Source organism: Microbacterium sp. (assembly GCF_049650565.1).
Lineage (GTDB): Bacteria > Actinomycetota > Actinomycetes > Actinomycetales > Microbacteriaceae > Microbacterium.
Genome location: NZ_JBASAK010000003.1, coordinates 70,716 through 82,020, shown reverse-complemented (window position 1 = coordinate 82,020; position 11,305 = coordinate 70,716). Strand labels below are relative to the sequence as shown.

The 11,305-nt window shown below is 70.3% G+C and carries 9 protein-coding genes; 5 read left to right on the top strand and 4 right to left on the bottom strand.

Going from position 1 to position 11,305, the window contains the following annotated elements; all coding sequences use genetic code 11:
• Positions 1 to 13: 13 nt before the first annotated feature.
• The 3 genes from WA967_RS00575 to WA967_RS00565 are packed head-to-tail and all read right to left on the bottom strand — an operon-like array spanning position 14 to position 3,021.
• Complete coding sequence (locus tag WA967_RS00575) at positions 14 to 1,192, bottom strand: multidrug effflux MFS transporter (RefSeq protein ID WP_424418951.1); 1,179 nt, start codon at positions 1,190 to 1,192, stop codon at positions 14 to 16.
• A gap of 27 nt (positions 1,193 to 1,219) precedes the next feature.
• The gene (locus WA967_RS00570; RefSeq protein WP_424418949.1) at positions 1,220 to 2,593 is read right to left on the bottom strand and encodes an MFS transporter; all 1,374 of its coding nucleotides are present in this window, start codon (positions 2,591 to 2,593) and stop codon (positions 1,220 to 1,222) included.
• Positions 2,590 to 3,021, bottom strand: coding sequence for a MarR family winged helix-turn-helix transcriptional regulator (locus WA967_RS00565; RefSeq protein ID WP_424418947.1), 432 nt, complete (start codon positions 3,019 to 3,021; stop codon positions 2,590 to 2,592). Before WA967_RS00565 ends, WA967_RS00570 begins: the two co-directional genes overlap by 4 nt.
• Before the next feature lie 88 nt (positions 3,022 to 3,109).
• On the opposite strand from WA967_RS00565, the gene WA967_RS00560 reads away from it, so the two are divergent.
• Genes WA967_RS00560 through WA967_RS00545 form a run of 4 tightly spaced genes read left to right on the top strand, consistent with a single transcriptional unit; the run spans position 3,110 to position 6,732 of the window.
• Entirely contained in the window at positions 3,110 to 3,874 is a 765-nt protein-coding gene (locus WA967_RS00560; protein ID WP_424418945.1) for a copper homeostasis protein CutC, read from the top strand.
• 26 nt (positions 3,875 to 3,900) lie between these two features.
• Complete coding sequence (locus WA967_RS00555; RefSeq protein WP_424418943.1) at positions 3,901 to 4,779, top strand: alpha/beta hydrolase; 879 nt, start codon at positions 3,901 to 3,903, stop codon at positions 4,777 to 4,779.
• Between the two features lie 46 nt (positions 4,780 to 4,825).
• A complete protein-coding gene (locus WA967_RS00550; RefSeq protein ID WP_424418942.1) occupies positions 4,826 to 5,875 on the top strand; it encodes a lipoyl protein ligase domain-containing protein in 1,050 nt (349 codons plus the stop codon).
• Positions 5,872 to 6,732, top strand: a complete 861-nt coding sequence (locus tag WA967_RS00545; RefSeq protein ID WP_424418940.1) for a DNA-methyltransferase — start codon at positions 5,872 to 5,874, stop codon at positions 6,730 to 6,732. The genes WA967_RS00550 and WA967_RS00545 overlap by 4 nt, the downstream gene beginning before the upstream one ends.
• Before the next feature lie 103 nt (positions 6,733 to 6,835).
• On the opposite strand, the gene WA967_RS00540 is transcribed toward WA967_RS00545, so the two are convergent.
• The gene (locus WA967_RS00540; RefSeq protein ID WP_424418938.1) at positions 6,836 to 7,729 is read right to left on the bottom strand and encodes a LysR family transcriptional regulator; all 894 of its coding nucleotides are present in this window, start codon (positions 7,727 to 7,729) and stop codon (positions 6,836 to 6,838) included.
• A 91-nt stretch (positions 7,730 to 7,820) separates the two neighbouring features.
• On the opposite strand from WA967_RS00540, the gene WA967_RS00535 reads away from it, so the two are divergent.
• Complete coding sequence (locus WA967_RS00535) at positions 7,821 to 11,273, top strand: bifunctional proline dehydrogenase/L-glutamate gamma-semialdehyde dehydrogenase (protein ID WP_424418936.1); 3,453 nt, start codon at positions 7,821 to 7,823, stop codon at positions 11,271 to 11,273.
• Positions 11,274 to 11,305: the final 32 nt, after the last annotated feature.

Sequence of the window (11,305 nt, the reverse complement as noted above, 5' to 3'; positions counted from 1 at the left end):
CTGCGCGCATCTCTCATGTCGGAAGGGGATTCTCACGCCGGGAGGCCGGAGGGTGTGCGGCCAGCACCAGCATCAGGCTCAGCGCGAACGATGCGAGCATCACCGCACCCAGCACTGCAGCCGAGACGCCCAGCAGCGACACGATCGGCGGCACGAACGCGCCCAGCAGCATCGACAGCGTGCCGAGCACGGCGGATGCCGAACCCGCGCTGTGCGTGATGTACCCCAGCGCCAGGGCGGTCAGCGACGGATTGTTCAGGCCGTGCGTGCAGATGCCGATGAACAGCGGCACCAGCAGCCACGGCAGCGGGGAGTGCAGCGTCCCCGAGAGGGTGAGCGCCAGGGCGCCGGCCGTGCCGACCGTCAGCGACCAGCGCACGATCACCGCGCCGGGCACCCGCCGCTGCGCGAGCCGGCGGTTGAGGTTCGCGGCGGCCGTGATGCCCACCGCGTTCACGGCGAACACGATCGCGAAGCCCTGGGCGTTCAGCCCGTACTGCACCTGCAGCACGAACGGCGACAGCTGCAGGTACGAGAACAGCGCGATCGAGGCGATGCCCAGGGTGATCGCCGCCATCATGAAGCGCCCGTTGCGCAGCGCCGCGCCGATGCCGCGGACGTCGTTGACCAGGCCGCCGGTGGTGCGATGATCGCCGGGGAGAGTCTCCGGCACCCCGAGGATGGCCACCGCAAGCATGAGCAGCCCGATCACGGCCAGCGCGATGAACACGCCCCGCCAGTCCGAGAACGTCACGATGGCGCCGCCGATCAGCGGAGCCAGCACGGGCGCCACACCCATCACCGCCGCCAGTGTGGAGAACGCGGCCACGGCCTCCACGCCCCGGAACAGGTCGTGCACGACGGCTCTGGCGATGACCATCCCCGCCGCACCGCACAGGCCCTGCACCACGCGGATGCCGATGAGCGCCTCGATGGTCGGCGCGAACGCGCACAGCACCGAGGTCACCGCGAAGCCCGCGACGCCGATCATCAGCGGCATCCGCCTGCCGAACCGGTCGCTGATCGGCCCCCAGAGCAGCTGCCCCAGCGCGAGCCCGATCATGCAGGCGCTCATCGTCAGCTGGGTCAGTGATTCGGATGCCGCGAACTCGGCGCCCAGCTGGGGGAGCGAGGGCAGGTAGACGTCGAGCGAGATGGGCCCGAAGGCGGTCAGCGCGCCGAGCGCCGGCATGAGCGAACGCGGATGCCGGCCCATGCGTCAGTCCGTCTTCTTCCGTCGCGGGGGCAGGGGCATGGACGTCGTGGCCGTGGTCTTCTCGTCGAACGATTCCGGTGCCATCGCCTGAATCACGCTCAGCGGCCGCGTCTCATCGAGAGTGAGCAGGAACCGGGTGCGCTCCTGGCGGTGCAGGCGGCCGGACCACAGCATCCAGCCCACGCCGATCGCACTGGCCAGAAGACCTGCGATACCGCCGACGACGATGGCGGCTCGCGGGCCGAATGCGTCGGCGATCCATCCGGCGATCGGTGCACCGATCGGGGTGGAGCCCATCAGCACGGCCATGTACAGCGCCAGCACGCGCCCGCGCAGCGCCGCCTCGGTCGTGGTCTGCACATAGCCATTGGCGGTGGTCAGCATGCTCACGGTGGTGAAGCCGACCAGGATCAGCACGACCGCATAGCTCCAGTACGCCGGCATGAACGCCGAGACGATGGATGCTGCGCCGAACCCTGCCGCAGAGAAGACGATCACCCGCACGCGGGCGCGATCCCGCCGGGCCACCAGCAGTGCGCCGGTGAGCGAGCCGATCGCCAGCACCGAGCTCAGCAGTCCGTAGCCGTCGGCTCCCCTGCCGAATTCCAGGGCCATGGTCGAGGCGAAGATCGGGAAGTTCATGCCGAACGCGCCGATGATGAACACCATCACGAACACGACCACCAGGTCGGCACGACTCAGCACGTAGCGGAACCCGCCGGCCAGGCCCGCGCTGCCCTTGTGTCCGCGAGGCCTGGGCATGAGCAGCGCCGGGCGGATCACCAGCAGCGCCACCAGCATCGCCAGGAACGTGGCGGCGTTGGCGACGAACACCCAGCCGGGCCCCATGGCCACGATGGCCACGCCGCCGACGGCCGGGCCGATCAGGCGGGCCATGTTGAAGGATGCCGAGTTCAGTGCCACCGCATTCGGGGTGTCGTCGATGCTGACCATGTCCGAGACGAACGCCTGTCGTGCGGGGGAGTCGAAGGCATTGGTCACGCCGAACGCCGCGGCGAAGCCGAGCATCATCGGCAGCGTCAGCACGTCGGTCAGCAGCATGACGGCCACGGCGACGGCCAGCAGCATCAGCGTGGACTGCGTGATCATCAGGATCCTGCGGCGGTCGAATCTGTCCGCCACCCAGCCGGTGATGCTCACCAGCACCAGCGGCGGACCGAACTGCAGGGCCATCGTGGCGCCCATCGCGGCGGCGTCGTTGTTGGTCAGCTCGGTCAGCACCACCCAGTCCTGGGCGGTGGCCTGCATCCAGCCGCCGATGTTCGAGATGATGGCGCCGAAGAACCAGGTGCGGTAGTTGAACGAGCGGAACGAGCGGAACATGGCGCCCCCGCGCCCGGCGGATGCGACACTCATGCGTCGGCCACCTTCCGCAGCACGGCGGCGGCATCGCGCAGCACGCTCAGCTCCTGATCCGACAGGCCGATCCCGGAGATCATCTCCGCCATCGCCTCATCACGGCGGCGCACGGTGTCGGCCACGACTGTGCCGCCCTGCTCGGTGAGCTCGACGTACACGCGGCGGCGGTCGTCCTCGTCGGGCACGCGCACCACCAGCCCGAGCTCGGCCAGCCCGTTGACGGTGGCGCTCATGGTGGGCGCTGTCACGCGCTCGTGCTCGGCGAGGCCGGAGATCGTGCGGCGGCCGTGCGCCTTGAGCACGCCGAGGACAGCGAGCTGCGCGTCGCTCATCGCGTCGACGGAGCGCACGCGGCGCAGCCGGCGGGTGGTGCGGAACATGGCGTAGCGGAGCTCGGAGGCAGTGGTGGCGAAGTCCTCGGTCATTACTTAGATAGCCTAACTAAGTTCCTCGCCCGGCGCTAGGATTGAAAACAATGTTCAACATCCGGTGGATCGCCGCTGAAGTGTGAAAATGGATTTCGTGAACCTTCCTTACGAACTCGCCGTCCAGAACATCTCCGGCATGCGCGTCGCCCGTGAGCTGGGCGCCGCCCGTGTGGAGCTGGCGCAGGCGCTGGCGCTCGGCGGGCTCACCCCCTCGCGGGGCACTCTCGAGAGCGTGCTGGCCGAGGCCGGGGATGCCGGCCCCGAGGTGCACGTGCTCGTCCGCCCCCGGGCGGGCGGCTTCCACTACGGCCCGGATGCACTGGGTGTCATGGTGCGGGATGTGCGCGACGCGATCTCCGCCGGCGCGCACGGCGTGGTGGTCGGATGCCAGCAGGCGGACGGCACCCTGGATCGCGACGGACTGGTCCGACTCGTGGACGCCGCGAACGGGGCATCCGTAACCCTGCATCGAGTCATCGACACGACACCCGACCCGGTGGCCTCGCTGCGCACGGCCCGCGAACTGGGCCTTCGCCGCGTGCTCACGTCCGGCGGGGCGTCGCGCGCGGTCGACGGCATCGCCGTGCTGCGCGCCCTGGTCGAGGAGGCTGCCGGTGGTATCGAAGTCATGGCCGGCAGCGGCATCGACCAGCACAGCGTGCGCGCCGTCGCGGAATCCGGGGTGGATGCCGTGCACTTCTCCGCCAAGCGCACTGTGCCGGCGAATGCGGCGGGTGGATCGGTGCGGATGGGGTCCGCCAGCGACGGTGTCGGCGGCTACGAGGTCACCGACCGCGACACGGCGCTGGCCATCATCGCAGCACTGCGCGGAGCCGTGACCGCGGCGTGACCGCCCGGCATCCGTAGACTCGGGGCATGTCTTCTGAGAGCGGCGTCGCGAAGAGAACAGTGGAGTTCACCGACGCGTACGGGGTCGCCATCGTCTACGACGTCTACGAGGCGCAGGGCCAGGCCCGCGGAGTCGTGCAGCTGCTTCACGGCGTCGGCGAGCACGCCGGTCGCTACGGGGCGCTCATCGAGGACCTCACGGGTGCGGGATTCCACGTGTACGCCGACGACCACCGCGGACACGGGCGCACCGGCATCCGGCAGTGGGGCGGGCCGGCGAAGCTGGGGCACCTCGGCAAGGGCGGCATGCGCGCGACCGTCACGGCCTGCTGGCAGTTCACCGGCATCATCCGCTCCGAGCACCCCGACCTGCCGCTGGTGCTGCTGGGGCACTCCTGGGGCTCGTTCCTCGCGCAGATGCTGCTGAACCGGCATCCGGACGCCTACGACGCCGTCGTCCTCAGTGGATCCGCCTACCGCACCCCGACCGACATGAACGCGCTGCCGCTGAACAGGAGGTGGGACGGGCCGGATGCCGACGGGCTGGAGTGGCTGTCTCGTGATCCCGCCGTGTGGCACGACTTCCACGAGGACCCGCTGACCACGGAGGTGCCGCTGCTGAAGCTTTTCGGGCCGGTCGAGGCCGCACGCATGTACGGCCGGCCTCGCAAGGACATCGGGGCGGATGTGCCGGTGCTGCTGATGGTGGGTCGCGACGACCCGGTGGGCGGGCCGCGCAGCGTGCACAAGCTCGCCGACGCGTACCGGAACCGCTCGGGGCTGTCCGACGTGACGACGCTGGTGTACCCGGATGCCCGGCACGAGATCTTCAACGAGCTGCAGCAGGAGCAGGTGCGCGCCGACGTGCTGGCCTGGCTCGATCAGCGCTTCCCCGCACGTGGCTGAGGTGACCGGCCATCGGTCCTGATCCAGCCCGGCATAAGCTGGAGCCGTGCATGGTGAGTACAAGGTTCCTGGTGGCAAGCTCGTCGTCGTCGACCTGGAGGTCGAAGACGGGCTGATCCGAGACTTCCGGCTGGCCGGCGACTTCTTCCTCGAGCCGGACACGGCGCTGGAGGCGATCAACGCCGCCATCGAGGGCATGCCCGTCGAGGCCGACGTCGCCACGATCGCCGCCGCCGTCCGTGCGGCACTGCCCTCCGGCGCCCAGCTGCTGGGCTTCTCGCCCGAGGCCGTGGGCACGGTCGTGCGCCGCGCACTGGTGACGGCTCCCGGATGGCGGGACTTCGACTGGGAGATCGTGCACGACGAGGCTGTCTCGCCGCGCATGAACCTGGCGCTGGACGAGGTGCTCACCGACCGCGTCGGCCGGGGGCTGCGCCGCCCCACGCTGCGCATCTGGGAGTGGAACGAATCGGCCGTGGTGATCGGCTCGTTCCAGTCGTATCGCAACGAGGTCGACCCCGAGGGCGCAGCCCGGCACGGGTTCGACGTCGTCCGCCGGATCTCCGGTGGCGGCGCGATGATGATGGCGGCGGGGCAGATCATCACGTACTCGCTGTACGTGCCGGCATCCCTGGTGCAGGGCATGACCTTCGCCGACTCCTACGCGTTCCTGGACGACTGGGTGCTGCAGGCGCTGCGTTCGATCGGCATCGATGCGACGTATCAGCCGCTGAACGACATCGCCTCGCCCACGGGCAAGATCGGCGGCGCCGCGCAGAAGCGCCTGGCCAACGGGGGCGTGCTGCATCACGCCACGATCTCGTACGACATCGACGGCCAGGTGATGACCGAGGTGCTGCGCATCGGCCGCGAGAAGCTCAGCGACAAGGGCACCACGTCGGCCGCCAAGCGCGTGGACCCGCTGCGCACGCAGACAGGCATGGAGCGGTCCGAGATCATCGCGCGGTTCAAGGAGACGTTCCGGGCGCTCACCGGCGCGAACGACGGGCACATCGCACCCGACGAGTACGCGGACGCCGAGGCCCTGGTGGCCTCGAAGTTCGCGACCGACGCGTGGCTGCACCGCGTTCCATGAGCCCCGCTCCTGAACCGGGGGTCGTCGAGATCATCGAGGGCGACAACCTCGCAGTGGCTGCGACTCTGGCATCCGGATCCTTCACCCTCGTCTACCTCGACCCGCCGTTCAACACCGGCCGCACGCAGGAGCGGCAGGTGGTCACAGCCCGGCGGGCAGGCGATGAGCCGGAGGGCGAGGTCCGGCACGGCTTCCACGGGCTGGCGTACGAGCGGGTGCGCGGCATGCTGCGGGCGTACGACGACCGGTTCGACGACTACGGCGACTTCCTCGTGCCGCGGCTGCAGGAGGCCTGGCGCCTGCTGGCCGATGACGGCACGCTGTACCTGCATTTGGACTACCGCGAGGCGCACTACGCCAAGGTGATGCTGGATGCCGTGTTCGGCCGCGACTCGTTCCTGAACGAGCTGATCTGGGCGTACGACTACGGCGCGAAGTCGCGCAGTCGCTGGCCCACAAAGCACGACACGATCCTGGTGTACGTGAAGAACCCCCGCGAGTACGTGTTCAACTCCGACGACATCGACCGCGAGCCGTACATGGCGCCAGGGCTGGTCACGCCCGAGAAGGCCGCTCGCGGCAAGCTGCCCACCGACGTGTGGTGGCACACGATCGTGCCCACCACGGGGCATGAGAAGACCGGGTACCCCACCCAGAAGCCGGAGGGCATCCTGCGCCGCATCGTGCAGGCGTCTTCGCGGCCCGGTGACCGCGTGCTCGACCTGTTCGCCGGCTCCGGCACGACCGGCGCCGTCGCCTCGGCGCTCGGCCGGGATGCCGTGCTGGTCGACGACAACCCCGAGGCCGTCCGCGTGATGCAGGCCCGTATCCCGCACGCCACCGTCCGCGTGCTCTGACCGCGCCACAGCCCGACTCTCTGGCGCGAGAAGCTCCGGTTCCGCTCAGGACAGGGAGCATTGCGCCACAGGGACGGGCTCTACGGGGCGATAGGGACGGGCTCTACGGGGCGATGCGGTGGTGGGCGGTGAAAGACTCGCGCAGCGCCGTGCGCACGATGGCGACCGACTCGTCGGCACGCGAGGAGGACCGCACGGCCGTGAACACCTCGCGCACGGGGGAGCCGGGCAGGTCGGCCACCGTGAGCGGGCTGGGCTCGTCGCCCCAGATCAGGTCGGGCAGCATGCCGACCGCCAGGCCCGCCGCCACCAGCCGCACATGCGCGGTGAGGTCTGCGGCCTCGTAGCGGATGTCGGGCTCGAAGCCCGCGGCGCGGCACTGCTGCACGGCCCACTGCCGGGCCGCCGTGCCCTCCGGCTCCATCACCCACGCGCGGTCGCGCAGCTCGTGCAGGGGAGTCGGATGCTCCCACGGGGGCAGCACGATCCGGATCGGATCCTCGCCCAGCAGGTCGTGCTCCACGCCGTCGCGCAGCTCACGCGTGTGGCCGGGGTACTGCTCGGCGATCACCAGGTCGAACCGGCGCGCCCACAGCTCGAACAGGCTCTCCTCCGGCGGCAGCTCGGCCAGTTCCACTCGGAGCTGTGGCGCACGCGCGGCGAGGTCGGTGAGCGCGGCGGGCACGATGGTCTCCGCAGCGGTCGGCATGGCCGACAGGCGCACGGTCTCCCAGCCGGCGTGCGTGGCCAGCGCGGCGTGCGCCGCCTCGTCGAGCTCCAGCGCACGTGCGGCGTGCTGCGCCAGCATCCGTCCCTGCGGCGTCAGCCGCACCCTGCGCCCGTCGGGTTCCAGCAGCGCGACTCCGGCCTCTCGTTCCAGCAGATTCAGCTGCTGAGAGACGGTCGAGGGGGAGTAGGAGAGGGATGCCGCCACCTCCGCGATCGTGCCGCGCAGCGCCAGCTCGTGCAGCAGGCGCAGCCGTCTCAGCTCGAACATCCGAAGCCTCCGCAATCATTCGATGACAGTGAATATTATCCATCGGAAACCATCGCTTTTCATAGACGGTCCAGCACGGCATCCTGAGAGCATGAGCACCCCAGTGTCCGCTTCCGAAGCGTCCGTCTCCGATCTCGCAGAACTGGCCGACGACGCCGTCGCCCTCGTCAAGAAGTGGCTCGTCGAGAGCCGCGCCGTGCCGGTGGATGCCGCCGGACAGCGCCTCGCCGGCGTGCTGCGCGACCCCAACGGTCTGGACTTCACCGTCGGCTTCGTCGACGGCGTCGTGCGCCCCGAGGACCTGAAGGTCGCCGCCGCCAAGCTCAAGGAGCTCGTGCCGCTGACCCCCGCGTTCCTGCCCGCCATCATGCGCGGCGCCATCGGCCTGGGCGGCGCCACCGCCACCATGCTCCCCGGTGTGGTCGTCCCCTCCGCCCGTGCCGTGCTGCGTCAGATGGTGCGCCACCTCATCGTCGACGCCCGTGACGAGAAGCTCGGCGCCGCCATCAAGCACATCCGCGAGACCCAGGGCGTCGACTTGAACGTCAACCTGCTGGGCGAGGCCATCCTCGGCCAGGACGAGGCCGTCCGCCGCCTGGAGGGCACCCGTCGCCTGCTGCTGCGCGACGACGTCGACTACGTCTCCATCAAGGTCTCCTCCACGGTCGCGCCGCACAGTCCGTGGGCGTTCGATGAGGCCGTCGCGCACGCCATCAAGGCGCTGCACCCGCTGTACGAGATCGCCGTGAACCCGAAGCGCGGACCGAAGAAGTTCATCAACCTCGACATGGAGGAGTACAAGGACCTCGACCTGACGATCGCGGTGTTCACCGGCATCCTGGACCGTCCCGAGTTCAAGAGCCTCGAGGCCGGCATCGTGCTGCAGGCCTACCTGCCCGACTCCCTGGCCGCCATGATGCACCTGCAGGAGTGGGCCGCAGCGCGCGTGGCAGCCGGCGGCGCGCCCATCAAGGTGCGCATCGTCAAGGGCGCCAACCTGCCCATGGAGACCGTCGACGCCGAGTCGCACGGCTGGCCGCTGGCCACCTGGTCGTCCAAGCAGGAGTCCGACTCCTCGTACAAGGGCGTGCTGAACTACGCGCTGCAGCCCGAGCACATCGGCAACGTGCGCATCGGCATCGCCGGTCACAACCTGTTCGACATCGCGCTGGCCTGGCTGCTCGCCTCCAAGCGCGGCGTCACCTCCGGCATCGAGTTCGAGATGCTGCTGGGCATGGCCACTGCGCAGGCGCAGGTCGTCAAGCGCACCGTCGGCTCGCTGCTGCTGTACACGCCGGTCGTGCACCCCGATGAGTTCGACGTCGCGATCGCGTACCTGATCCGTCGTCTGGAGGAGGGCGCGTCGCAGGAGAACTTCATGTCGGCCGTGTTCGACCTGGATGCCGATCCCACGCTGTTCGAGCGTGAGAAGGATCGCTTCCTGGCATCCGTCGCCGGCATCCCCACCGAGGTGCCCGGCCCGAATCGCACGCAGAACCGCCAGCTGCCGGCCGCCCCGGCGCTGCGCGACGGCTTCGTCAACACCCCCGACACCGACCCGTCGCTGAAGGCCAACCGCGACTGGGCCGACGCCATCCGCTCGCGCATGGTCGCGTCGAAGCTCGGCGATGACACCGTGGCGGCGAACACGCTGACCACGGCCGAGCAGGTCGCCGAGCGCATCGCCGCCGGTGTCGCCGCCGGCGAGGCGTGGCGCGCGCTGGGCGCCGACGGCCGTGCCGAGATCCTGCACCGCGCGGGCGACGTGCTCGAGGCGCGCCGCGCCGAGCTGCTCGAGGTGATGGGCTCCGAGGCCGGCAAGGTCATCGAGCAGGGCGACCCCGAGGTGAGCGAGGCCATCGACTTCGCGCACTACTACGCCGAGTCCGCCCGCAAGCTCGCCCACGTCGACGGCGCCGAGCAGCACGCCGTGGGCCTGACCGTGGTCACGCCGCCGTGGAACTTCCCGGTCGCCATCCCCGCCGGCTCCACGCTGTCGGCGCTGGCCACCGGCTCGCCGGTCATCATCAAGCCCGCCCGTCAGGCCCGCCGCTCCGGGGCGGTCATGGTCGAGGCGCTGTGGGAGGCCGGCGTGCCCCGCGACGTGCTGCAGTACGTGCAGCTGGACGGCCGCTCCCTCGGCGAGAAGCTGGTGAGCGACCCGGCCGTGGGCCGCGTCATCCTCACCGGCGGCTACGAGACCGCAGAGCTGTTCCGCGGCTTCCGCGCCGACCTGCCCCTGCTGGCCGAGACCAGCGGCAAGAACGCCATCATCGTCACGCCGTCGGCCGACCTGGACCTCGCAGCGAAGGACGTCGCCTACTCGGCGTTCGGCCACGCGGGCCAGAAGTGCTCGGCCGCCTCACTGGTCGTGCTGGTGGGCTCCGCCGCGAAGTCCGAGCGGTTCCGCCGCCAGCTCATCGACGCCGTCGGCTCGTACGAGGTGGGCGCGCCGGAGGACGGCTCCAACCGCATCGGCCCGCTGATCGGACCTGCCGAGGGCAAGCTGCTCAGCGCACTCACCGAGCTGCACCCCGGCCAGTCCTGGATGCTCGAGCCGCACAAGCTCGACGAGGTCGGCCGGCTGTGGACCCCCGGCATCCGCGAGGGCGTCAAGCGCGGGTCTGAGTTCCACCGCGTGGAGTACTTCGGCCCGGTGCTGGGCGTCATGACCGCCGACACCCTCGCCGAGGCGATCGACATCGTCAATGACATCGACTACGGCCTGACCAGCGGCATCCACTCGCTGGACGAGTATGAGATCCAGCAGTGGCTGGCCGGCATCCAGGCCGGCAACGTGTATGTCAACCGCGGCACCACCGGCGCCATCGTGCAGCGCCAGCCGTTCGGCGGCTGGAAGAAGGCCGCCGTCGGCGCCGGTTCCAAGGCCGGTGGCCCCAACTACCTCGTCGGGCTGAGCGAGTGGACGGATGCTCCGGCCAGGAGCACCACGAAGCTCGACGCTCTCGGCGCCTCGGCCCTGAAGCTGGTCGAAGGCGACGACGAGGCCTGGCTGCGCGGGGCGCTTGCCACCGACATCGACGCCTGGAATGCCGAGTTCGGCGTGGTCCGCGACGCGACCGGCCTGGTCACCGAGCAGAACGCGCTGCGCTACCAGGCCGTGCCCGTCACCGTCCGCTACGAGGGCGAGCGCGTGGCCGAGGTCGTTCGCGTGGCCGCCGCCGGCGTGCGCGCCGGTTCGCACGTCACCGTGAGCACGGCTTCCGCTCTGCCGGCCGCCGTCGTCACCTGGCTGGGCGCGCATGACGTGACCGTCGTGACCGAGGATGCTGCGGCCTGGGCCGCCCACGCGCAGCGCCTGGCCGCGACGGCCGGCCGTGTGCGCGTGATCGGCACGACCGCGCTGGCCACCGCCGAGGCCGTGCACGGCTCGCCGAGCCTGGCCATCTACGCGAACCCGGTGGTCTCCGCCGGCCGCGTGGAGCTGCTGACGTTCCTGCGCGAGCAGGCCGTCTCGGTCACCGCGCACCGCTTCGGCACGCCGCACCGCTACGAGATCCCGCTTCTCGACCCGGTGCGCTGAGCCGCGATACCCGCCGCCCTGCCGCTCGCCCC

What these genes read in the sequence shown, in the direction of transcription:
- WA967_RS00545 (WP_424418940.1), top strand. Translation starts at nt 5,872, where the DNA reads ATGAGCCCCGCTCCTGAACCGGGGGTCGTCGAGATCATCGAGGGCGAC.
- WA967_RS00570 (WP_424418949.1), bottom strand. Translation starts at nt 2,593, where the DNA reads ATGAGTGTCGCATCCGCCGGGCGCGGGGGCGCCATGTTCCGCTCGTTC.
- WA967_RS00565 (WP_424418947.1), bottom strand. Translation starts at nt 3,021, where the DNA reads ATGACCGAGGACTTCGCCACCACTGCCTCCGAGCTCCGCTACGCCATG.
- WA967_RS00575 (WP_424418951.1), bottom strand. Translation starts at nt 1,192, where the DNA reads ATGCCGGCGCTCGGCGCGCTGACCGCCTTCGGGCCCATCTCGCTCGAC.
- WA967_RS00540 (WP_424418938.1), bottom strand. Translation starts at nt 7,729, where the DNA reads ATGTTCGAGCTGAGACGGCTGCGCCTGCTGCACGAGCTGGCGCTGCGC.
- WA967_RS00560 (WP_424418945.1), top strand. Translation starts at nt 3,110, where the DNA reads ATGGATTTCGTGAACCTTCCTTACGAACTCGCCGTCCAGAACATCTCC.
- WA967_RS00535 (WP_424418936.1), top strand. Translation starts at nt 7,821, where the DNA reads ATGAGCACCCCAGTGTCCGCTTCCGAAGCGTCCGTCTCCGATCTCGCA.
- WA967_RS00555 (WP_424418943.1), top strand. Translation starts at nt 3,901, where the DNA reads ATGTCTTCTGAGAGCGGCGTCGCGAAGAGAACAGTGGAGTTCACCGAC.